Consider the following 23,604-nt stretch of genomic DNA (forward strand, 5'->3'; position numbering starts at 1 on the left):
CCGGCCAGGCCGGTGCGCCCGAATCCGCGCGACGCGGCCGCACCGCCAGCGCCGTTGCCCATCCGGTTTCATCGCTCGCCGGGCGCCCCGAAAAGCTATAATAGAAAGCTTTCCCGGCGGCATCCTCCCCTCGCGACGCGCACATCGGCACCTGCGGCCGTGCGCGCCGCGTCGCACCGATCCGTCCCCCCAATCGATTTGAACGACGCCCCCAGGTCAACCACTGCGAACGGCGAACCCTCATGACCAAAAAAGTTTACGTCAAGACCTTCGGCTGCCAGATGAACGAGTACGACTCGGACAAAATGGTCGACGTGCTCCACGCCGCCGAAGGGCTGGAGAAGACCGACTCCCCCGAGGACGCGGACATCATCCTGTTCAACACCTGCTCGGTGCGCGAGAAGGCGCAGGAGAAAGTGTTTTCCGATCTCGGCCGCGTGCGCGAGCTGAAGGAGGCCAAGCCGGATCTGTTGATCGGCGTCGGCGGCTGCGTCGCGAGCCAGGAAGGCGCGTCGATCGTCGCGCGCGCGCCTTACGTCGATCTGGTGTTCGGCCCGCAAACGCTGCACCGGCTGCCGAAGATGATCGACGCGCGCCGCGCAAGCGGCCGCGCGCAAGTCGACATCACGTTTCCCGAAATCGAGAAGTTCGATCATCTGCCGCCCGCGCGCGTCGAGGGGCCGAGCGCGTTCGTGTCGATCATGGAAGGCTGCAGCAAGTTCTGCAGCTACTGCGTCGTGCCGTATACGCGCGGCGACGAAGTGTCGCGTCCGCTCGACGACGTGCTGACCGAAATTGCCGGCCTCGCCGACCAGGGCGTGCGCGAGGTGACGCTGCTCGGCCAGAACGTGAACGCCTATCGCGGCGCGCTGACCCGCGGCTCGTCCGCCAAGGGGGCTTCGTCCGGATCGCACGAGATCGCCGATTTCGCCACGCTGATCGAATACGTCGCCGAGATTCCCGGCATCGAGCGCATCCGTTACACGACGTCTCATCCGAAGGAGTTCACGCAGCGGCTGATCGACGTGTACGCGAAGGTCGACAAGCTCGTCGATCACCTGCACCTGCCGGTCCAGCACGGCTGCGACCGGATTCTGATGGCCATGAAACGCGGCTACACGGTGCTCGAATACAAATCGGTGATTCGCAAGCTGCGCGCGATCCGCCCGAATCTCTCGCTGTCGACCGACATCATCGTCGGCTTTCCCGGCGAGACCGACGCCGATTTCGACAAGACGATGAAACTCGTCGACGAAATGAACTACGACACCAGCTTCTCGTTCATCTACAGCCCGCGCCCCGGCACGCCGGCCGCGAACCTCGCGGACGACACGCCGCGCGAGATCAAGCTCAAACGGCTGCAACATCTGCAGGCGACCATCGATGCGAACGTCGTCCGGATCAGCGAGGCGATGGTCGGCAAGGTCGAGCGGATTCTCGTCGAAGGGCCGTCGCGCAAGGATCCGAACGAACTCGCGGGACGCACCGAGAACAACCGGGTCGTCAATTTCCCCGCCCCCGTCGCATCGCACCCGCGCCTGATCGGCCAGATGGTCGACGTGACGATCAATCACGCTTATCCGCATTCGCTGCGCGGCGAGCTGGTGCTCGCGCACGACGATGCAAGCACGAACACGCATTGACGCGATACCCGCCATCGCTGGAGCCTGACACCACTTTGAAAACCGCCCAAGCACTGGAATTCACCGCGCCGCGCGACGACAACGCGCGCCTGGCCAACCTCTGCGGCCCGCTCGACGAAAATCTGCGCCAGATCGAACAGGCGCTCGACGTGACGCTATCGCGTCGCGGCCACCGGATCGCGATCCGCGGCCGCGGCGCCAAGCTCGCGCTCGCCGCGCTCGAGAATTTCTACAACCGCGCGCGTGATCCCCTGTCGGTCGACGACATCCAGCTCGCGCTCGTCGAGGCGCGCCATCCGGGCAACCCGCGCCGCACCGGCGACGACGACGAAATCGACGTGCGCCTGCGCGGCGACCCCGACCATCCGTTCGACGAGCCCGCCGGCGAACCCGCCGGCGACGACGCGGCGCCCAAGCTCTACACGCGCCGCGCCGATCTGCGCGGCCGCACGCCCGCGCAGCGCGAGTACCTGAAGCAGATTCTGTCGCACGACGTCACGTTCGGCGTCGGGCCGGCGGGCACCGGCAAGACGTATCTGGCGGTCGCGTGCGCGGTCGACGCGCTCGAGCGCGACCAGGTCAAGCGGATCGTGCTGACGCGCCCGGCCGTCGAGGCGGGCGAGCGGCTCGGCTTTCTGCCGGGCGATCTCGCGCAGAAGGTCGATCCGTATCTGCGGCCGCTGTACGACGCGCTGTACGATCTGCTCGGCTTCGACAAAACCGCGAAGATGTTCGAGCGCCAGATGATCGAGATCGCGCCGCTCGCCTATATGCGCGGGCGCACGCTGAACCACGCGTTCATCATCCTCGACGAGGCGCAGAACACGACGCCCGAGCAGATGAAGATGTTTCTCACTCGGATCGGTTTCGGCTCGAAGGCGGTCGTCACCGGCGACACGACGCAGGTCGATCTGCCGCGCGGCCACAAGAGCGGCCTCATCGAGGCCCAACAGGTGCTCTCCGGCGTGCGCGGCATCGCGCTCACGCGCTTCTCGAGCGCCGATGTGGTCCGGCATCCGCTCGTCGCGCGGATCGTCGAGGCGTATGACGAATTCCACGCGCAGCGGCAGGACGACTAGGGCCGGTTCGCGCCGGCAACGGGCTTGCGAGCGCCGCCGCTTCCGAAGGCCCGCCTTTTCCGGCGGAAAAGGGCGCCCCGCGCCACATCGCGCGGGGCGCACGCCGAGTTCGCCTCTGCCGCCAGATCCGGCGCGGCGGCGAGACTCGATGATCAAGCTACGCAAGCCCCCCGCTTCACCGGTGCGATACTCCTCCCCAACCATCGCCGGACGCCTGTCCATTTGGTGTATCCTCAGCGCGTTCAAACCGACGTAAGCGTGATGAAATCGTCTCGTCCTCCGAAAAAGCCCGCGCACGCCGACGCGGCGCAAACTGAAGCTCCCCGCCTGTCGTTGTTCGACGCCAAAGGCAAAGTCAAAACGATCGATGCGCAAGCGCTGCGCGTCGATTTCGCCGACGGCCGCAGCCTGATGTTCGACCTGTCCGGCCACTCGGGCGACGCAGCCGTCGCGATCGTCGCGCAGCATGCGAACCCGGCGCTGCGCGCGAGCCTCGCGCTGCGTCCCGAGCATTACGACAGCGTGATCGTCGCGGTCGGCGCCGACGAGAACCCCGACCATGTGCATGACGAAGCCGATGAGGCGCGCGAGCCCGAACTCGACCTTGCGCTCCAATATGGCGACGAAATCGGCGATGCGCAGCGCAAGACGCTGCCCAAGCGCAAGGTGATCGCCGAATGGCTCGAGGCAGCGCTGTTCGCCGACGCCCAGTTCACCGTGCGCTTCGTCGGTGAAACCGAAGGCCGCGCGCTCAACGCAAGCTACCGGCACAAAGACTACCCGACCAACGTGCTGACCTTCGCATACGGCAACGAGCCGGACGGCGCGACGGTCGCCGATCTCGTGCTGTGCTGCCCCGTCGTCGAGAAGGAAGCGCGCACGCAAGGCAAAACGCTCGTCGCGCACTACGCGCATCTGCTCGTGCACGGCGCGCTGCACGCGCAGGGCTACGATCACGAGCGGGGCAAAGCGGATGCCGCCGAAATGGAAGCGCTCGAAGTCGATATCCTCGCGCGACTCGGCTTTCCGAATCCGTATCGCTGATCCGCGCAGCCGTCAGCCGTGGACCGCCCTGCCCCCATGCTGCCCGCCTGCGCGTATCCGCCGCCGCTCGGCGAAGCGCGCTACCTGAGCGACGCGGAACTCGCGGCGTCGCTCGCCGCGGCGCTCGTCAACTGGGATCGCATAAGCGACCTGTGGCTGTTCGGTTATGGCTCGCTGATCTGGAACCCCGGCATGCCGACCGCCGAGGCCGTGCGCGCGAAGATTCACGGCTATCATCGCGGACTCTATTTGTGGTCGCGCGTGAATCGCGGCACGCCCGAGCAGCCGGGACTCGTGCTCGCGCTCGACCGCGGCGGCTCGTGTACCGGGCTCGCATTCAAGCTCGCCGGCCGCACCGCGATGCCGCACCTCGAAGCGCTATGGCGGCGCGAGATGGCGATGGGTTCGTACCGTCCCGCGTGGCTGCCGTGCGTGCTCGCGAACGGCGAGCGCGTCAGCGCGCTCGCCTTCGTCATGCGGCGCGACGCGCCGACCTACACCGGCAGGCTGCCCGACGAAATCGTGAAGACCGTGTTCGGCTGCGCGCGCGGCCGCTACGGCACGACGCTCGACTACGTGAGCCGCACCGTCGCCGCGCTGCGCGACAGCGGGATGCCCGACCGCGCACTGGAGGCGCTGCTCGCGCGTTGCCGTTAGCGGGCGGCGCGCCGCGCGCCGGCCGGCTGCGGCGGGGCCATCGCGCCACGCCATGCGATGCGAATGAGGCCCTGCGCCGCGCAATGCGAGAGCGATCGCGACGCGCGCCATGCGGGCCGCCGGCAAAACCCGCGCGCCCGTTGCGGGCTCGCGCCACGGCCCGCGAACACGCGGCCCGCCGCGGCCCGTGCATGCGCCCCCCGCGCCGGCCGTCGCCGCAACTGCCCGTGCAAGCCTTTGCCGCCAGTGCCCGCTCGCCGGTTTCTGCGCTACGATGAAGGCAGCCGAGCGGGCAGCCGCAACGCAATCGCCCAATCCGCATCCGCGCCGCCCGCGTGCCCCGCACGACCGACACGGCAGCGCAACGGCCTTGGTGTATCCTTCTCAACTCCGTGACAGCGCGCTTTCCATCAAGCGGGAGCGCACCACCATGAACGATTCGTATCCCAGTCGAAAGCCTACCGACAAACCGCATGAAAAGCGCTCGCTGCTCGAGCGCCTGACCGACTTCATCTCGCCCGAGCCCGAATCGCGGGCCGAACTCCTCGAAATCCTGCAGGACGCGCACGAACGCAATCTGATCGACGCTGATTCGCTGTCGATGATCGAAGGGGTGTTCCAGGTATCCGACCTGTGCGCGCGCGACATCATGGTGCCCCGCGCGCAAATGGACGCGATCAACATCGCCGACAAGCCCGAGGATTTCATCCCGTTCGTGCTCGAAAAAGCGCACTCGCGCTACCCCGTCTACGAAGACAACCGCGACAACGTCATCGGCGTGCTGCTCGCGAAGGATTTGCTGCGCTTTTACGCCGAAGAGGAATTCGACGTGCGCGGAATGCTGCGCCCCGCCGTCTTTATCCCCGAATCGAAGCGGCTGAACGTGCTGCTGCACGATTTCCGCGTGAATCGAAACCACCTCGCGATCGTCGTCGACGAATACGGCGGCGTCGCGGGCCTCATCACGATCGAGGATGTGCTCGAGCAGATCGTCGGCGACATCGAGGACGAATACGATTTCGATGAGGAAGCGGGCAACATCATCGCCGCTCCGGACGGCCGCTATCGCGTCCGCGCGCTCACCGAGATCGAGCAATTCAACGAAACGTTCGGCACCCATTTTTCGGATGACGAAGTCGACACGATCGGCGGACTCATCACGCACCATTTCGGCCGCGTGCCGCATCGCGGCGAAAAAGTGCGCCTGGGCGACCTGGTATTCGAGATCCAGCGCGGCGACGCCCGCCAGATCCACGTGTTGCTCGTGCGCCGCACGCCACTCGCGAGCCGGCGCGGTCTCACGGCCGGCGAAACCGAATGACCGCGCGATAGCGCCACGATCGGCACCGCCCTTGACGCCGGCTGGCCCGCAAGCCGCCCTCTCCAACGCTTCTCCGACGCCCGCATGGCCGAACCGATTTCGACCCGCCCGCCGCACGGCGCTTGCCCAACGGCCGCCGGCAGCGCGCTGCCCGTCTGGCATTATCCCGCCGCGCTGCTCGCGGGCGCGGCCAATACGCTGACGTTCGCGCCGACGCCGCACGGCGGCTGGCTGCAAATCACCGTGTTCGCGTGGCTATTCGCGCAGCTCGCGCGCACCACCCGCTGGACGCAAGCGGCGGCAACGGGCGGCGCGTTCGGCTTCGGCAACTTCATCACCGGCATCTGGTGGCTCTACATCAGCATGCACGTGTACGGCGAGATGGCCGCGCCGCTCGCGGGCGGCGCGCTTGTACTGTTCTGCGCGTATCTGTCGATCTATCCCGCGTTCGCGGCGGCGCTCTGGTCGTTGTGCACCCGGCGCGCGCAGCGCACGGCTGCCGCCGGCCAACGCCCGTTGCCGCCGGCGTGGTATCACGCGTTCGCGTTCGCGAGCGCGTGGGCCGTCGGCGAATGGCTGCGCGGCACCGTGTTCACCGGCTTTCCGTGGCTCGCAAGCGGCTACGCACAAGTCGACGGGCCGCTTGCCGGCTATGCGTCGCTCGTCGGCGTCTATGGCGTCGCGTGGGTGCTCGCGCTCGTCGCGGCTCTGGCGGTGCAGGCGGTCGTCCGCGTGCGCGCCGGCAGGTGCGCGGCGGCCTCGCCGGGCGACGCGCGCCCCGCGAACGCGGCGGGCGCGGCGGGCGCGGCGAACGCCGCCGCGCCGGCGCTCACGGCACTCGCGCTCGTCGCGGCCGGCCCGCTGCTCGCGCTCGTGCCGTGGACCGTGCCCGCGAACGCGCCGCTCGATGTGCGGCTGCTGCAAGGCAACGTCAAACAGGAGATCAAGTTCGAGCAAGCGGGCATCGACGCGGCGATCGAGCTGTATCAAAAGATGATCACCGACAAGCCGGCCGATCTGATCGTCACGCCGGAAACGGCAATAGCGGTCATGACGATCCAGGACTTGCCCGAGTCGTTTGCCCGCGCGATCCGCCAGTTCAGCGACACGACGAACACGTCGATCGTGTTCGGCGCGGTGGGCGATACGATCACCGAGGACGGCAGAATCGTCGATTACACGAACAGCCTGTATGGCGTGACGCCGCATTCGCGCGACATCTACCGTTACGACAAGCACCACCTGGTGCCGTTCGGCGAGTTCATCCCTTGGGGTTTTCGCTGGTTCGTCGACCTGATGAAGATGCCGCTTGGCGATTTCGCGCGCGGCGCGCTCGTGCAGCCGCCCTTCATCGTGCGCAACCAGCCGGTGATGGTCGACATCTGCTACGAGGATCTCTTCGGCGAGCAGATCGCCGCGTCGATCCGCGACAATCCGGTGTCGCCCGGCGTGCTCGTGAACGCAACGAATCTCGCGTGGTTCGGCGACACGATCGCGCTCGACCAGCATCTGCAAATCGCGCGGATGCGCTCGCTCGAAACGGGCCGGCCGATGCTGCGCGCGACCAATACCGGCATGACGGCCGCGATCGACGCGCGCGGGCGCGTGATCGGCCGATTGAAGCCTTACACGATCGGCTCGCTCGACGTGCGGATCGAAGGCACGGCGGGCCGCACACCGTATGTGATGAGCGGCGACAGCACGGTGCTCGCGCTTTCGCTGCTGCTGCTCGCAGCCGGTTTCGCGCTCGGGCGCAGATCGCGCCGGCGCGGCTGACGCGCCGCCCGTTCACGCTCGACCGGGCGCGCGCGGCGCCGTGGCGCCCTCCATGCCGGGCGCGGCTGGACGGCAAGCGGCGCGCAATGCGCCGCGAAACGCGCGAAATACACAAAACGCGCGCAACGTGAGCTGCACCGCCATCGCGCGCCACCCCATTCCGAACGCACCCCCGCGCCGATCCGGTAAAATTGCACGTTTCAGCACAGACCCCAGCCGCGCGCCGCGCGAGCTGACGGCACGGGCGCCGCCCGCGCCGGCGGCCCGCAACGCCCGCCCAGCGCCCCGAAGGCTCCTCATGCTCACGTTTCAGCAAATCATCCTGACGCTCCAGTCCTATTGGGACAGGCAGGGCTGCGCCCTGCTCCAGCCGATCGACATGGAAGTCGGCGCCGGCACGTCGCACGTGCATACGTTCCTGCGCGCGGTCGGCCCCGAGCCGTGGCGCGCCGCCTACGTGCAGCCGTCGCGACGCCCGAAGGATGGCCGCTACGGCGAAAACCCGAACCGTCTGCAGCACTACTACCAATACCAGGTGGTGCTCAAGCCAGCGCCGGAAAACATCCTCGATCTGTACCTCGGCTCGCTCGAAGCGCTCGGCTTCGATCTCAAGCAAAACGACGTGCGCTTCGTCGAAGACGACTGGGAAAATCCGACGCTCGGCGCGTGGGGGCTCGGCTGGGAAGTGTGGCTAAACGGCATGGAAGTCACGCAGTTCACGTACTTCCAGCAGGTGGGCGGCCTCGACTGCAAACCGGTGCTGGGCGAGATCACTTACGGGCTCGAACGTCTCGCGATGTATCTGCAGAAGGTCGAAAACGTCTACGACCTCATCTGGACCGAATGGGAAGAACAAGGGCCGAACGGCCCCGAGCTGCGCCGCCTCACGTATGGCGACGTGTATCACCAGAACGAAGTCGAGCAGTCGACGTACAACTTCGAGCAAGCGAACGTCGAGCTGCTGTTCACGTTCTTCAACAGCTACGAAGCCGAGGCGAAGCGGATGATCGACGCGCAGCTCGCGTTGCCCGCGTATGAGCTGGTGCTGAAAGCCGGCCATACGTTCAACCTGCTCGACGCGCGCGGCGCGATCTCGGTGACCGAGCGCGCCGCGTATATCGGCCGGATTCGCGCGTTGTCGCGGCTCGTCGCGCAGGCGTATTACGATTCGCGCGAAAAGCTCGGCTTCCCGATGCTCGGCAACCCGGTCAAGGGCGTGCCCGGCCTCATCACCGACGCGCAGGAAGCCGCGCAGCCCGCGTGGGCGCCGGCGCTGAAAGCCGAACGCAAGATCGATCAGGACTGACGAGATTCTCCACATCATGACGCAAAACCATCCCGCTCCCCTGCTCGTCGAACTGCTGACCGAAGAACTGCCGCCCAAGGCGCTGGCCCGTCTCGGCGACGCATTCGCCGAAGGCCTCGCGCAGCGCCTCGCCGCGCGCGACTTGATCGAAGGTGAACTCGCGTTCGAGCGCTACGCGACGCCGCGGCGTCTTGCCGTCGTCGTGCACCAGGTGCGCGCCGTCGCGCCCGATCGCCAGGTCCGCGAAAAAGTGCTGCCGGTGTCGGTCGCGCTCGACGCCGACGGCAAACCGACCGCGCCGCTCGCGAAGAAGCTCGCGGCGCTCGGCCACTCGAATCTGTCCGTGGCCGATCTCGAACGCGCGCAGGACGGCAAGGCCGAAGCGTTCTTCGTCAACTACACGGCGGCCGGCACGCCGCTCGCCGCCGGCCTGCAGGCCGCGCTGGACGAAACGCTCGCGAAGCTGCCGATTCCGAAGGTGATGACCTACCAGCGCCCGGACGGCACCGACGTCCAATTCGTGCGCCCCGTGCATCGGCTCACCGTGCTGCACGGCCAAGCCGTCGTGCCCGTGACCGCGTTCGGCATCGACGCGGGCGACACCACGCTCGGCCACCGCTTTCTGTCCGACGGCCGCATCGCGATCCACGACGCGAGCGCCTATGCGGACACGCTGCGCGCAAAGGGCCGCGTGATCGCGCAATTTGCCGAGCGCAGGGAAGCGATCCGCACGCAGCTCGACGCGCATGCCGAAGGCGATCGCGTCGTGATGCCGCAAGCGCTGCTCGACGAGGTGACCGCGCTCGTCGAATGGCCGGTGGTCTATCCGTGCCGCTTCGAGGACGAATTCCTGCAAGTGCCGCAGGAATGCCTGATCCTGACGATGCAGACCAACCAGAAGTATTTCGCGCTCACCGACGCGGCGGGCAAGCTGCGCTCGCGCTTTCTGATCGTGTCGAACATCGAGACGAAAACGCCCGCCGAAATCGTCGAGGGCAACGAGCGCGTCGTGCGCCCGCGCCTGGCCGACGCGAAGTTCTTCTTCGAGCAGGACAAGAAGGTCAAGCTCGCCGATCGCGTGCCGCGCCTCGCGAACGTCGTCTACCACAACAAGCTCGGCTCGCAACTCGCGCGCGTCGAGCGGATCGAGGCGCTGGCCGGCGAGATCGCGCCCGCGCTCGGCGCCGATGCCGCGCTCGCGCGGCGCGCCGCGCGTCTGGCGAAGGCGGACCTGTTGACCGACATGGTCGGCGAATTCCCCGAGCTGCAAGGCACGATGGGCACATACTACGCGCGCCACGACGGCGAGCCGGACGAGGTCGCGCTCGCGTGCACCGAGCATTACCAGCCGCGCTTCTCCGGCGACGCGCTGCCGAGCCAGCCGGTCAGCACCGCCGTCGCGCTTGCCGACAAGCTTGAGACGATCGTCGGCATCTGGGGCATCGGCCTTGCGCCGACCGGCGAGAAAGATCCCTACGCGCTGCGCCGTCATGCGCTCGGCGTGTTGCGGCTGCTGCTCGAAAAGCGGCTGCCGCTCGACCTCGTCTCGCTGCTGCGTGCCGCGCATGCGCGCTTCTCGGCCGTGCCGGACGTCGCCGAATCGACGGATGCGCTCCATGCGTTCTTCATCGACCGCCTGCGCGGTCTGCTGCGCGAGCGCGGCTACACCACGGGCGAAATCGACGCGGTGCTGGGCCTGAATCCGACGCGCATCGACGATCTGATCGAGCGCCTCGACGCGGTGCGCGAGTTCACGCGCCTCGCGGAAGCGCAGGCGCTCGCCGCGGCGAACAAGCGGATCTCGAACATCCTGAAGAAGTCCGACGGCGGCACGAACGGCGCGGTGCAGGCCGCGCTGCTCGTCGAGGCGGCCGAGAAGGCGTTGCACGACGAGCTGGCGCAGGTCGCGCCGCGCGTGCAGTCGCAGCTCGCCGCGCGTGCGTACACGGGCGCGCTGTCCGCGCTCGCGGCGCTGCGCGCGCCCGTCGACACGTTCTTCAACGACGTGATGGTGAACGCCGACGACCCGGCGCTGCGCGCGAACCGGCTCGCGCTCCTCGCCGCGCTGCATCAGCAGATGAACTGCGTCGCCGACATCTCGAAGCTCGCCGCATAAGACCGGGAGCCACGCGATGCCGACCAGCGCCAGCAAAAAACTCGTCGTCCTCGACCGGGACGGCGTCATCAACGTCGATTCGGACGCGTTCGTCAAATCGGTCGACGAATGGATCGCGCTGCCCGGCAGCCTCGAGGCGATCGCGCGGCTCAACCATGCGGGCTACCGGGTCGTCGTCGCGACCAATCAGTCAGGCATCGGCCGGGGGCTGTTCGACATGGCGACGCTCAACGCGATGCATTTGAAGATGCAACGCGCGGCCGCCGCGGTCGGCGCCCGGATCGACGCGGTGTTCTTCTGCCCGCACACGGCCGACGATCACTGCGACTGCCGCAAGCCGAAGCCCGGCATGATGAAGCAGATCGCCGAGCGCTTCGAGATCGATCCGGCCGCCACGCCGATCGTCGGCGATTCGCTGCGCGATCTGCAAGCAGGCGCGGCACTCGGCTTCAGAACGCATTTGGTGCTGACCGGCAAAGGCAAGAAGACGCTCGCCGACGGCGGCTTGCCGGACGGCACCCGCGTTCACGACGATCTGCGCGCCTTCGCGCTCGATTTTCTTTCCGAAGAACAAGAGTGAAGCGCCCCGCTTCCTCGCCCATTGACGCCACGCCATGCGCTTCGTCCGCTCGCTGCTCTTCACTCTGTATCTGATCGTCTACACGATCCCGTATGCGATCGCCTGCTTGATCGCGTTTCCGTTCATGCGTGCGACCGCGCGCTACTGGATGGCGGCCGGCTGGTGCAAATCGACGATCTTCGTCGCGCGCTGGCTCAACGGCATCCGTTACCGGATCGAAGGCCTCGACAATCTGCCAAACGGGCCGGCCGTGCTGCTGTCGAAGCATCAATCCGCTTGGGAAACGATCGCGCTGCCCGCGCTGATGCCCAAGCCGCTTTGCTTCGTGCTCAAGCGCGAACTGCTGTACGTGCCGTTCTTCGGCTGGGCGCTCGGCATGCTGCAGATGGTCTATATCAACCGCAAGGACGGCAAGCATGCGTTCGATTCGGTGATCCGCCAGGGCAAGGTGCGGCTCGACGACGGCGCATGGATCATCATCTTCCCCGAAGGCACGCGCACGCCGGTCGGCAGCCAGGGTAAGTACAAGACGGGCGGCGCGCGCTTCGCGGTCGACGCCGGCACGCCTGTCGTGCCGATCGCGCATAACGCCGGACACGTGTGGCCGCGCAACTCGTTTACGAAGTTTCCCGGCCTGGTCACGGTGTCGATCGGCAAGCCGATCGACACGCACGGCCTCACATACGAACAATTGAACGAACGCGTCGAGAACTGGATCGAAACGGAAATGCGCCGCATCGACCCCGACGCCTACCGGCACGAGCGCGACGCACGCGGCGGCAACGCGCGCGCGTCGAGCGCGGCGTCCACCTGAGTCAAGGTTTTACCCATTGCGCACTGCTAAACGAAGAGAACTGATGCCGAAGCGTCCCAGGCCACGGCCGGCTGTCGTGGCGCTCGATCACCGCCAGCTCGACCTGCCGCTCTTCGATGGGCCAGCCGCGCCGGCGTCCGTGGGTGCGCCGGCGGCCGGCGCTTCGCCCGCTGCGCATCCCGCGCCGGCCGCCGGCCTGTCCACGTCCGACGCCCCCCCGCCCGCCGACGACCGTTCGCGCCTGCGCACGCTCGCGCTCGACGGCCGCGTGCTCGCATACAAGCTCAAGCGCTCGGCACGGCGCACGATCGGCTTTGCGATCGACGGCAATGGTTTGACGATCACCGCGCCACGCTGGGTGACGCTCGCCGATATCGAAGCGGCGATCGCCGAGAAGCGCCGCTGGATCTTCGCGAAGCTCGCCGAATGGCAAACGCGCGCCGAACAGCGCGCGCTGCCGCAAATCGATTGGAAGGAAGGCGCGCAGATTCCGTATCTCGGCAAGCCCGTCACGATCACGCTCGCGTCGGCGCAAGGCGCGCTGCGCTTTGACGCCGCCGCCGCGACGCTCGGGCTCGGCCTGCCCGCGCACGCAAGCGGGCAGCAGATCAAGGATCGCGTGCAAGGCTGGCTGCAAGGCGAAGCGAAGCGGATCTTCGGCGAACGGCTCGCGGTCTATGCGCAAAAGCTCGGCGTCACGTATGCGGCCTATGCGTTGTCGTCGGCCGCGACGCGCTGGGGGAGCTGCTCGAGCGACGGCAAGATCCGCCTGAACTGGCGGCTCATTCACTTTCCGATGTCGATCGTCGATTACGTGGTCGCGCACGAGCTGTCGCATCTGCGCGAGATGAATCACAGCCCCGCGTTCTGGCAGACAGTCGAATCGATCTTCCCTGAATTCCGCGAGGCGCGGCATACGCTCAAGCATCATCCGCCGGAACTGCTGCCCGCGCTCTGATCCGAACCCGGCCCGCGGCGGCCGGGTTCAAGGCCGCCCGCGTCAGTGCGGCTTGCGCTGAATGAATTCGATCTTGTAGCCGTCCGGATCCTCGACGAACGCGATCACCGTCGTGCCGTGCTTCATCGGGCCGGCTTCCCGCGTGACCTTGCCGCCTTGCGCCTTGATCCGCTCGCACGCCTGGTATGCATCGTCGACCTCGAGCGCGAGATGACCGAAACCCGTGCCGATTTCATACGATTTCGTGTCCCAATTGTGGGTCAGCTCGATGACCGTATGATCGCGCTCGTCGCCGTAGCCGACGAACGCAAGCGTGAACTTGCCTTCCGGATAATCGTCGCGGCGCAACAATTTCATGCCGAGCAGTTCGGTGTAGAACTTGATCGAGCGGTCGAGATCGCCGACTCGAAGCATCGTGTGAAGCAAACGCATAGGGGGTACTCCGTGGGGACTTGCGTGAACGCACGAATGTACCAGAGACGCGCGAATCCCGCTGCCGCGCGCAGGCGCTTTGCCCCGACTTCGTCACATCGACCTTTCGCCAAGCCTGCGCAGTGTTCTGTAGCCCACGCAGCGCGCGTGCCCGCTCGTCGATTAGGATTGACGCATCGCCTCCGATAGGCGCACGATGCTTCGCACAGGTCCGGCCAGCGGAAAAATCGAAGCGCTGCGCTCAAGCTTGCGCTTGGCCGGATAGTTAGGACACGGCAATTATTGCCGTCCGATTCGACTAGGCCGAAGTCGTGTCTTGAAAAAAATGCCGCGCGGTCCCGGACGGCGCGCGGCCCAATCCAATCGATAGAGAACAATGAGAGAAACAATGCATAGCCAGCCCTCAAGGGGGGCCCTTCGCTGGCGCTTGTCGCTCGGCGTTTTGTTGACCGCGGTGCTCGCCGCGTGCGGTGGAGGCGATGATTCCGACTCGCCGTCGGTGTGGCCCGCCGATCGCGCACTCACCGATCCCAATCACTACGCGGCTTACCAGGACCCGCAGGCGTCGCTCAGCGCGGCCTATCGGAACGGCCCCAATGGCGGCGCCGGTTCGAAGGATGTCGATGTCGCGAACGCGAGCCTTGCGCAAAGCGCCGTCGACGAAACCCCCGCCACCAAGCATCACCGCGCCGTGATCAACGGGCAGACGATCGAGTACACGGCGCGCGCCGGCCACTTGATCGCGTGGGCGCCCAAGAGCCCGAACAATCCGGCTCAACGCGACGCCGAGGCATCGATCTTCTACATGTCGTACACGCGGGACGATATCCCGCACGCGCAGCGCCCGGTCACGTTCATCTTCAACGGCGGCCCCGGCGAGCCGTCGATCTGGATGCATCTGGGTGCGTGGGCGCCGAAACGCCTGAAGATCGACGCGCCGAATCTGCCGGCCGGCCCGAACATCCCCGACAGCTTCCCGCTGATCGACAACCCGCAATCGCTGCTCGACCAGACCGATCTCGTCTATGTCGACATCGCGGGCAGCGGCTTCTCGGAAGCCATCGCGCCGCACAAGAACCAGGACTTCTGGAGCACCGACGCCGACGCGGGCATCTTCCGGGACTTCATCACCGCGTACATCAACCGCTACAACCGGCAAAGCTCGCCGAAATACCTGTTCGGCGAATCGTACAGCGGCATCCGCACGCCGATTGTCGCGGACCTGCTGGTGCAGGCGGGCACGAGCAATTACGCGCCCGATCCGAGCGGCGCGAAGCCGATCGTGCTGAGCGGCATGGTGCTGCAATCGCCGATTCTGGATTACGGTTATCTTTCGACGCAGGGAGACGCGCGCGAAGGCTTCTTCCCGACGGTCGGGATGGTCGTCGATTTCTACGGCAAATCCACCGCACGCGGCACGATGACGGAGCCGCAGTACGCGGACTACCTGCGCAGCTTCACGACGGCCCAATATGCGCCCGGCCTCGCGGCATCGAATTTCCCGCCCGCGACCGTCTCGCAGCTGAGCGCGATCACCGGCCTGCCGGCCAGCACGCAAATGAAGGACTGGCTCGCGATCGATCCGAACGGCCTGCTTTTCAACAGCGTCGCGAGCGCCATTTACCCGAATGCCGCCGCGTCCGCGCAATTCAATGCGTATGACGGCCGGATAAGCACGACGGCAAACATCAAGTACGATATTTCGTCATACGAAGATGCTGGCTTCTATGGCGCGATCAAGCCGCTGCTGCTCGATCAGTTCGGTTACCAGAATCAAGACCCGGCGCAGATCTACGGCAGCGACATCGCGTTCAATTTCTGGAACTGGAACGCGCCGCACCGCGGCTCGACGAACCCGAGCAGCGTGCCGGATCTCGCGGAAACGCTCACGCTCGATCCGTCGGTCAAGGTGCTCGTGATCCACGGCTACCACGACGGCGTGACGCCGTTCTTCCAGACCGAACTCGATTTGCAGCACGGCGGCGTGTGGCCGGCAGCGGCGGGACAAACGCCGCGGATCACGGTCAAAGAATATGACGGCGGCCATATGGCTTATCTGACCGAGGCGTCGCGCGATCCGATGCGCGCCGACCTGCGGCAGTTCTATAACGCCAGCGCACCGGCCGCGGCCGTGGTCCGGCAGCAAAAGGCCGGCTGACAAGCACATGGGAGAAACTATGTTGATGCGTGATTTTCTTGTAACGACCCTGCTTGCCGCGTGCGTGACGGCGCCGGCCTATGCATTCGACGGCGGCGTGCGGCCGATCGCGTCATGGTCGCAGGATGCGGCGTTCGCGGACGTCGCGACCATCAAGGTCGGCGAGCATCTGGCCAAGCCGCCGCGCACGACGACGGAGCGCAAGGTGATGCGCGAGCAGACGCCGGAATCCACCGGCAATGCGATCGTCACGAACCTGAAATCCAAGTTCGATGCGGCAGCCGATCCGAACACCCATCTGCTGACGAAGGCGGCGGCCAGCAACAGCGGCTGGGGATGGGCCGCCGATCATTTCGACGCCATCGACGAACAGAAAAAAGGAGCGGTCAGCTTCGACGATATTCTGCGTTATCTGAATCGCAACGCGGTCGTGCCGTTGAAGGGAGCGTAACGCCGCTTGTGCGCGGCGGACGTTTCCCCGTCTGACTTAACGCAGCTTCTGATACGCGGCCCCGATGACGGGCCGCGTTTTTTTGCGCTCGTGCCGCGCGCCCCCGCCGCCGATAACGGCGACGTGCGGACCGCGATCCCGCATCCCACCGCGACGGTCCATCCGCGCATCGCCGAGCGCGCCGGCGCACACGCCGTCACTCGCCGGCGCGCCGCCGCTTCTCGAGCGCCTGCGCAACGCGCACGTACTCGTCGACGCTGACATCCTCCGCGCGGCGCGAAAGATCGAAACCGAGCGCATCGAAATCCACCGCGTCACGGTATTCGCCGAGCGTATTCCGCAACATCTTGCGGCGCTGCGAGAACGCGGCCGTCACCAAGGCGCCCAGCACGGCCGGATCGACGGCCGCCAGTTCGTGCGGCGCATGCGGAATCATCCGCACGATCGCCGAGTCGACCTTCGGAGGCGGCTGGAACGACTCGGGCGGCACATCGATCAGCTTGTCCATCGCATAGCGGTATTGCAGCATCACCGACAGTCGGCTGAACGCCTTCGTGCCCGGCTCGGCCACCATCCGTTCGACCACCTCGTTCTGCAACATGAAGTGCTGATCGATCACGGCGTCCGCGAACGACATCAGATGAAACAGCAGCGGGCTCGAAATGTTGTACGGCAAGTTGCCGATGATCCGCAGCGACGGCTTGCCCTGCGGCGCATCCGCGCGCGCGAGCGAGCCGAAATCGAATGCGAGCGCGTCGCCGGCGTGCAACTCGAGCAGGTTGCCGAAGCGCTGCTTGAGCCGGTCGATCAAATCGCGATCGAGTTCGACTGCGTGCAGCGGCGATTCGGGCGTCGCGAGCCGCGCGATCACGGGGCCCGTCAGCGCGCCGAGCCCCGGCCCGATCTCGACCATTCGTTCGCCGCGCTCGGGGCGGATCGCCGCGACGATCGCGTCGATCACGCCGTGATCGACGAGAAAGTTCTGCCCGAAGCGCTTGCGCGCGAAGTGTCCTTGGTGCTGTCTGCTGTTCGACATCGGAAGATAGAAAAACGGATGACGCGTGAAATTCAGTGCGCGGCCCAAGCCGCGCCGGTTCGGTTCGCCGATCAGCCCGCGCGCCGATGGCGCGCGATCGTCACCGCCGCATCGATCGCCGCGACGAGGCTGCCGCAATCGGCGCGGCCGGTGCCCGCCAGATCGAGCGCGGTGCCGTGATCGACCGACGTGCGCACGATCGGCAGCCCGAGCGTGATATTCACGCCTTCGCCGAACGTCGCGTACTTGAGAACCGGCAAGCCCTGATCGTGGAACATCGCGAGCACGCAATCCGCGTGTTCGAGATGGCGAGGCTGGAACAGCGTGTCGGCCGGGTACGGGCCGCGTGCGTCGATGCCCGCCGCGCGCGCGCGCGCGATCGCCGGCTCGATCACGTCGATCTCCTCGCGGCCGAGATAACCGTTCTCGCCCGCATGCGGATTGACGCCCGTCACGAGGATGCGCGGCGCGGCAATGCCGAATCCGTGGCGCAGATCGCGATCGATGATGCTGAGCGTGCCGACGAGGCCATCGATACTCAACGCGGCCGATACGTCCTTGAGCGGCAGATGGGTCGTCGCAAGCGCGACACGCAGCGCCCGCTCGCCCGTGCCGGCGAGCATCATCACCACCTGCGGCGTGCGCGTGCGCTCGGCCAGATATTCGGTGTGGCCGGTAAACGGCACGCCCGCGTCGTTGATCGTGCTTTTTTGCAGCGGCGCCGTGACGATCGCGTCGAATGTGCCGTCGAGCGCGCCGTCGATCGCGGCGTCGAGCAGATCGAGCACGTAGCGCCCGTTCGCCGGATTCAGCTTGCCCGCTTCGGCCGGCACGGCAAGCGCGCGATGCATGATTTCCACGGACGATCCGATCACGCGGGCATCCGGCGCGGCGGACGCGCCCGCCGCATTCGCGCCGCCGGCATCCGGCCGCTGGTGCGCATCGGCCGCGCGCGGCAGCGCACCGCCCACGGCTTCGCGCCCGCCCAGCGCTACGGCTTGCGCCCAATCGACGCCAACCGCGCCCGCGCGAGCAGCAAGCAAATCCGCGTCGCCAAGCACGATGAAACGTGCATCGGGCCAGCGCGCGGCCGCGCCGGCAAGTGCCAGCGCCGTCAGCTCAGGACCGACGCCGGCGGGCTCGCCCGTCGTGATCGCGATGCTGAGCGGTTGTGCCGGGGTCGACATGGCGGGCTTCGCGGCAAACGAGTTTATTGCTGCGTGACCGGCAGCTTGATCTGCACGTAAGACGAATCGCGCAGCTCGCGCAGCCAGTCCGCGTAAGCCTGTTCGGCCTTACGCTGGCCGATCGCCTGACGCGCGATATCCATTTGCTGCTGCACGGAGCCTTCCGCGTCGCGGCGGCCGAGCACCTGGATCAGGTGATAGCCGTACTCGGTACGCACCGGATTGCTGACTTGGTTGTCGCCGAGCGCGTTCATCGCCCGCTCGAATTCCGGCACGGTTTCGCCTGGGCTGATCCAGCCGAGATCACCGCCTTGCGAGGCCGAACCGTCCTGCGAATAGGTTCGCGCGAACTTCTCGAAATCGCCTCCCGCCTCGATCTGCTTGCGGATCTCGATCAACTGCTGGCGCGCCTGCGATTCCGATTTGCCTTCGCCGACGCGCAGCAGAATGTGCCGCACGTGCGTCTGCACGATCTTCGCCGACGCAGCCGGGCTTTGGCTTGCGCGACGCTCGACGAGACGCACGATCTCGAAGCCGTCGGGCACGCGGATCAAGGCCGGGTTGACTTGGCCGGGACGCAGCTTCGACGCCGCATCGACGACATCCTGCGGCAGCGAGGCCGGCGCCTTGAAGCCGAGATCGCCGCCCTTTTTCGCGTCGTCGGCTTCCGAGTTGCTCTTCGCGAGCCGCTCGAAGTTCGCGCCCGACGCAAGCGCCTGCGACAGCAAGCCCTCCGCCTTCTTCTGCGCGGCGTCGATCTCGGCCTGCGGCGCATTGGCGGGCGCCTTCACGAAGATGTGCTCGAGCCGCAGATCCTGCTGCGAGCCCGCGTTCGGACCGCGCTGGCTCGCGATATAGCTCGCCACTTCCGCGTCCGACACGGTGATCTTGCTATCGACTTCCTTCTCGCGCAGCTTCGACAGCAGCAGCTCGGTGCGCGCGTCGCGCGTGAACACGTCCCAGGGCACGCCCTGCGCCTCGATGCGCGCGCGGTACTGGTCGAGCGGCATGTTGTTCGCCGCCGCAAGCCGTTGCAGCGTCGACTGCACGGACGCGTTGTCGACCACGATGCCGTCGTCCTTCGCGCGCTGGATCTGAATCCGCTCGAGCACCATCTGGTTCAGCACCTGCGCGCGCAACTGGTCGGCGGGCGGCACGGGCGCGTTCTGCTGCTGCAGGCGCCGCGCGATCAGGCCGGTGCGCTGGTCAAGCTCGCGCCCCGTGATCACGTCGTTGTTGACGACGGCAACCACCTCATCGGCGAGCGACGCCCCCTGCGTGCTCAGCGCCTGCGCAAACGCGGGCGCGACCGTGATCAGCGTCGCGACCAGACCGGACGCGACAGCCGCGAAGCGAAGGGTTTTCTTCATTGCCACTGGTACTCCATTGAAAGCGGGCTGCACCAACGCCGCTTATTCGGCGATTAATCGTAATTGCTGAAGCGCGACAGCGGCGGCGGCGCGCTCGGCAGCGGCGTGTATCCCTGCACGCCCGTCTTGAACGCGGCGATCAGGCCGTTGTCGACGCTCGTCAGGCCCTTGAGCACGAGTTGCGCCAACACGCGGGTCGCCGACGTCTGCTGATTCGACGTGTTCACGCCGTTCGCGTAGCGCTGGATCCCGACGCCCACCGCCCAGCAGTCGGCATCGTACTGGAAGCCGACGAGACCGTCGACAACCCGGCTCGACGCGAGGTCGTAATTGAAGCGGCCGACCGCGTAGAGCCGCCGCGTGAGCGGCCACTGCGCGGCCACGAGGAACTGGTTGATCGGCTCGAGCGACAGCGTCGGGTTCTGGCGCGTATAACGGTAGCCGACGTTGATCACGCGCCGCTCGCCGGGACTGAAGCCGAAGCCGACGCTCGACTTGACGAGCTGGCCGTTGTCGGCGTTGTACTGGAACGCGGTTTCCGACGCGAAGCCCGCGCCGAGCTTCACCGACGCGCCGAGGATCAGGTCCGAATGTCGCGGCTGACCGGCCGTCGCGGGCGTCGAGCCCAGCGTCACGCGCTGATCGGTGAAATAGTACTGCTGCGCGATCACGAAACGCGCGCGCTCGTCGCCTGTCTTGGCGTTGATGAAACGGGTGGTCAGCGCGGCCGTCAGGCGGTTCGCGTCGGCGATCCGGTCGTTGCCGACGAAGGTGTTCGGCGTGAAGATCTCGGCGAGCCCGAAGTCCGACACCGCGGTATCGAAGAGCGGGGCGTCCTGCTGGTTCCGGTACGGCGTGTACACGTAGTACAGACGCGGCTCGAGCGTCTGGATGTAATCCTGGCCGAACAGGCGCACCGAGCGGTCGAACACGAGCCCCGCATCGAGGCTGAAGGTCGGGATCGAGTACGTGAAGCGCTTCGGCTGACCGGGAACGCCGCCCGTGGTGGTGGTCAGATCGTATGACGCGATATGCAGCTGCGCCTTCGGGACGACGAAGTAGCCAGGCCCGTACAAACCGTAGGAAATGTACGGATTGAACATCACGCGATCGCCTTCCGGCATATCGGATGTCGTGATTCTGAAGCGCGAATAATCGGCTTCCGCGCCGAAGTCGAAGCCGCCGACGTTGTATTTCGTGTACTTCACGTTCAACTGCGGCTCGCGGCCGTAAGGCGCGATCGACGGCGCGAGCGTCTGCCAGTGCTGGTAACGCCCGAGCACGGACCACGGCCCGTTGTTGTACGTGAGGCCGGCCTCCTGCTGGTACACCGTCTGGACGCCGCTCAGGAACTGGTTCGTCGAGCCGAAGTCGCCCGGATACGTGTTGTCCGAGACCTTGTTGTAGTTGATGTAGCCGCCGAAGCCGTGGCCGAAATTCTGCTGGTGCTGCCAGTAGAGCGCATAGCGGTTGCGATTCGCGACCCGGTCGTCCGGCAGGAATTCGCCCGTCAGCGTGCCGGCGTAGTTCGTCGACAGATAGCGGAACGTCGCCTGCGTGAACACGCCGCGCTTCGAGATGATGCGCGGCGTCAACGTCAGATCGCGGTTCGGCGCGATGTTGAAGTAGTACGGCAGCGAGAATTCGAAGCCGTTCGTCGAGCTGTACGGCGAGAACGTGGGTGGCAAAAAGCCGCTGCGGCGGTTGCCCGACAGCGGGAACGTGAGCCACGGGCTGCCGAAAAGCGGCACGCCCTGGAAGAACAGCACGCCGTTTTTCGCGACGCCTTCGTCCGCGCCCGTATCGAAATCGAATTCGCTGCCCTTGATGTACCACGCCGGATTGGTCGCGCACTGGCAGCCGGTATAGGTGCCGTTCGTAAACACCGAGCGCTCGCTGTCGAGCAGCTGCACGCGCTCCGCGCTCCCTGAGCCGCCCGTCGCCGCGAAATGGTATTTCGGCGTCGTCATGTAGCCCTGGTTCGCCTCGACCTTCAGGTGCGCCTCGGGACCCTTGAACGTCGCGCCGCCGTTGGCCACCGTCACCGCGCCGTAGGCGTCGGCGAGATCCGTGTCCTCGTCGTAGTGAATCGCGTCCGCCTTGACGACCGCATTGCCCTTGCGGATCTCGGCCGAGCCCTTCGCGGCGAGATCCTGGTCGGCCGTGCCGCTCGCGTGATCGGCCAGCACGAACGCTGCTGGCTTGCCGTGCTCGTTTTGCGAATGTTCGGTGAGTTGCGGCGCGAGGCGCAGATCCCATGGCGAACCGAGCGGCTGCGGCTCGGCCGCGGCGCCCGAAAGCTGGGCCTGCGACACCACCGGCACGAGGCCCGGTACGGCCAAAAGCGCGACCGCAAGCCGCTTTTTGCGCGGGGCGGCATCGCAGGCTGGAACGAGCGGGAATTTCGATTTAGGCGGCATCTATCGTTCGGCGAATCGTCCGTGTCAATATCCGGCCCGCATACCGCAACCCGCGCAATCGAACCGTGACTGCGGCTTCGCGCATACCGGGGGAGACGGGCAAAAACGATCGGCTTTGCGGGCGGCCGGCCCGCGCCAGCGGGAATTGATACGGGACGCGTCAAAAAAGTCGTGGGGTATTATATGGCAAGACGTTCCCCCTTCCCGACTTTCAATGACGCCGCCCGCCGCCGACCCTCGCCTTACTCTCCTCGCCGCCTGGCTTGCCCCATTCGCCGACCGTTACGCACTCGAGCTCGCGACGCTCGCTCCCGCCTCGTCGGACGCGGGCTTTCGCCGCTATTTCCGCGTCTCGGCCGCCGCCGCGCCAAGCGGCACCGTGATCGCGGTCGACGCGCCGCCGCCCGAGAAATGCCGGGAATTCGTGCAGATCGCGCAACTGCTCGACGCCGCCGGCGTGCACGTGCCGAAAGTGCTCGAACACGATTTCGACGCGGGCTTCATGCTCGTCAGCGACCTGGGCTCGCAGCCGTACATCTCGGTGCTCGACCCCGCCGCGCCGGCCGCCGCGCGGCCGCTGATGCGCGATGCGCTCGACACGCTGATCCGCTGGCAGCGCGCGACGCGCGAAGGCGTGCTGCCGCCGTTCGACGAAGCGTTTCTGCGCCGCGAGATGGAGCTGATGCCCGAGTGGTATATCGGCCGGCATCTCGGCAAAACGCTCGACGAGCGCGCGCGCGGCGTGCTCGATCGCACGTTCGCGCTGCTGATCGCCAGCGCAACCGCGCAGCCGCAAGGCTACATGCTGCGCGATTTCATGCCCCGCAACCTGATGGTCGCGCAGCCGAACCCCGGCGTGCTCGACTTCCAGGACGCCGTGCACGGGCCGCTCACATATGATGTCGTGTCGCTGTTGCGCGATGCGTTCATCAGTTGGGACGAGGCATTCGAGCTCGACTGCTTTGCGTATTACTGGGAGCAGGCGAAGAAAGCCGGGCTGCCCGTCGAGCCGGATTTCGGCGAGTTCTACCGGCAGCTCGAATGGATCGGGTTGCAGCGGCACATCAAGATCCTCGGCCTGTTTGCGCGAATCAATTATCGCGACGGCAAGCCGCACTATCTCGCCGATCTGCCGCGCTTCATCGGCTATGCGCGCAAGGTCGCGCTGCGCTACCGGCCGCTCGCGCCGTTCGCGAAACTGCTCGACGAACTCGAAGACAAAACGGCCGAAGTCGGCTACACGTTCTGACCGGCAC

At 66.5% G+C, this 23,604-nt stretch carries 19 protein-coding genes; 14 read left to right on the forward strand and 5 right to left on the reverse strand.

Annotated elements, in window-relative coordinates:
* Positions 1-242 precede the first annotated feature (242 nt).
* From miaB to AQ611_RS15115, 11 genes are all read left to right on the forward strand, one after another.
* Positions 243-1,643, forward strand: coding sequence for a tRNA (N6-isopentenyl adenosine(37)-C2)-methylthiotransferase MiaB (miaB, locus tag AQ611_RS15060; protein WP_059519614.1), 1,401 nt, complete (start codon positions 243-245; stop codon positions 1,641-1,643).
* 35 nt (positions 1,644-1,678) lie between these two features.
* A complete protein-coding gene (locus tag AQ611_RS15065) occupies positions 1,679-2,722 on the forward strand; it encodes a PhoH family protein (protein WP_069234958.1) in 1,044 nt (347 codons plus the stop codon).
* 261 nt (positions 2,723-2,983) lie between these two features.
* Positions 2,984-3,766, forward strand: coding sequence for an rRNA maturation RNase YbeY (gene ybeY / locus AQ611_RS15070; RefSeq protein WP_069235340.1), 783 nt, complete (start codon positions 2,984-2,986; stop codon positions 3,764-3,766).
* A gap of 18 nt (positions 3,767-3,784) precedes the next feature.
* Positions 3,785-4,423, forward strand: coding sequence for a gamma-glutamylcyclotransferase (locus tag AQ611_RS15075; protein ID WP_069234959.1), 639 nt, complete (start codon positions 3,785-3,787; stop codon positions 4,421-4,423).
* Between the two features lie 430 nt (positions 4,424-4,853).
* On the forward strand, positions 4,854-5,744 hold the full coding sequence (locus tag AQ611_RS15085) for an HlyC/CorC family transporter (protein ID WP_059519610.1): 891 nt from the start codon (positions 4,854-4,856) through the stop codon (positions 5,742-5,744).
* Between the two features lie 84 nt (positions 5,745-5,828).
* Positions 5,829-7,520, forward strand: coding sequence for an apolipoprotein N-acyltransferase (gene lnt, locus AQ611_RS15090; protein ID WP_069234961.1), 1,692 nt, complete (start codon positions 5,829-5,831; stop codon positions 7,518-7,520).
* Between the two features lie 298 nt (positions 7,521-7,818).
* A complete protein-coding gene (gene glyQ / locus AQ611_RS15095; RefSeq protein WP_082709882.1) occupies positions 7,819-8,826 on the forward strand; it encodes a glycine--tRNA ligase subunit alpha in 1,008 nt (335 codons plus the stop codon).
* Between the two features lie 16 nt (positions 8,827-8,842).
* Positions 8,843-10,942: a glycine--tRNA ligase subunit beta gene (gene glyS / locus AQ611_RS15100; protein WP_069234962.1), complete on the forward strand. Its 2,100-nt coding sequence runs from the start codon at positions 8,843-8,845 to the stop codon at positions 10,940-10,942.
* Positions 10,943-10,958: 16 nt separating this feature from the next.
* Positions 10,959-11,522 carry a D-glycero-beta-D-manno-heptose 1,7-bisphosphate 7-phosphatase gene (gene gmhB / locus AQ611_RS15105; RefSeq protein ID WP_059519606.1) on the forward strand — a complete coding sequence of 188 codons (564 nt, stop codon included), beginning with the start codon at positions 10,959-10,961 and terminating at the stop codon, positions 11,520-11,522.
* Positions 11,523-11,556: 34 nt separating this feature from the next.
* The gene (locus AQ611_RS15110; RefSeq protein ID WP_069234963.1) at positions 11,557-12,336 is read left to right on the forward strand and encodes a lysophospholipid acyltransferase family protein; all 780 of its coding nucleotides are present in this window, start codon (positions 11,557-11,559) and stop codon (positions 12,334-12,336) included.
* 43 nt (positions 12,337-12,379) lie between these two features.
* Positions 12,380-13,294: a M48 family metallopeptidase gene (locus tag AQ611_RS15115; protein WP_059519602.1), complete on the forward strand. Its 915-nt coding sequence runs from the start codon at positions 12,380-12,382 to the stop codon at positions 13,292-13,294.
* Positions 13,295-13,336: 42 nt separating this feature from the next.
* Here AQ611_RS15115 and gloA read toward each other — a convergent pair whose 3' ends face one another.
* Positions 13,337-13,726, reverse strand: coding sequence for a lactoylglutathione lyase (gloA, locus tag AQ611_RS15120; protein ID WP_059519600.1), 390 nt, complete (start codon positions 13,724-13,726; stop codon positions 13,337-13,339).
* A 388-nt stretch (positions 13,727-14,114) separates the two neighbouring features.
* Between gloA and AQ611_RS15125 the strand changes: the two genes are divergently transcribed.
* On the forward strand, positions 14,115-15,884 hold the full coding sequence (locus AQ611_RS15125) for a S10 family serine carboxypeptidase-like protein (protein WP_197517119.1): 1,770 nt from the start codon (positions 14,115-14,117) through the stop codon (positions 15,882-15,884).
* A 25-nt stretch (positions 15,885-15,909) separates the two neighbouring features.
* Positions 15,910-16,335 carry a hypothetical protein gene (locus AQ611_RS15130; protein ID WP_125910497.1) on the forward strand — a complete coding sequence of 142 codons (426 nt, stop codon included), beginning with the start codon at positions 15,910-15,912 and terminating at the stop codon, positions 16,333-16,335.
* Positions 16,336-16,531: 196 nt separating this feature from the next.
* Here the strand turns inward: AQ611_RS15130 and rsmA are convergent, their stop codons facing one another.
* From rsmA to AQ611_RS15150, 4 genes are all read right to left on the reverse strand, one after another.
* Positions 16,532-17,371, reverse strand: coding sequence for a 16S rRNA (adenine(1518)-N(6)/adenine(1519)-N(6))-dimethyltransferase RsmA (gene rsmA / locus AQ611_RS15135; RefSeq protein ID WP_059519634.1), 840 nt, complete (start codon positions 17,369-17,371; stop codon positions 16,532-16,534).
* Between the two features lie 71 nt (positions 17,372-17,442).
* Positions 17,443-18,558 carry a 4-hydroxythreonine-4-phosphate dehydrogenase PdxA gene (gene pdxA, locus AQ611_RS15140; RefSeq protein WP_069234964.1) on the reverse strand — a complete coding sequence of 372 codons (1,116 nt, stop codon included), beginning with the start codon at positions 18,556-18,558 and terminating at the stop codon, positions 17,443-17,445.
* A 23-nt stretch (positions 18,559-18,581) separates the two neighbouring features.
* Positions 18,582-19,928, reverse strand: a complete 1,347-nt coding sequence (locus AQ611_RS15145) for a peptidylprolyl isomerase (protein WP_069234965.1) — start codon at positions 19,926-19,928, stop codon at positions 18,582-18,584.
* A 53-nt stretch (positions 19,929-19,981) separates the two neighbouring features.
* Positions 19,982-22,348, reverse strand: a complete 2,367-nt coding sequence (locus AQ611_RS15150) for an LPS-assembly protein LptD (RefSeq protein ID WP_069234966.1) — start codon at positions 22,346-22,348, stop codon at positions 19,982-19,984.
* 214 nt (positions 22,349-22,562) lie between these two features.
* Here AQ611_RS15150 and AQ611_RS15155 point away from each other — a divergent pair, with 214 nt between their 5' ends.
* On the forward strand, positions 22,563-23,597 hold the full coding sequence (locus tag AQ611_RS15155; RefSeq protein WP_069234967.1) for an aminoglycoside phosphotransferase family protein: 1,035 nt from the start codon (positions 22,563-22,565) through the stop codon (positions 23,595-23,597).
* Positions 23,598-23,604: the final 7 nt, after the last annotated feature.

This window comes from Burkholderia singularis (assembly GCF_001718875.1).
Classification (GTDB): domain Bacteria; phylum Pseudomonadota; class Gammaproteobacteria; order Burkholderiales; family Burkholderiaceae; genus Burkholderia; species Burkholderia singularis.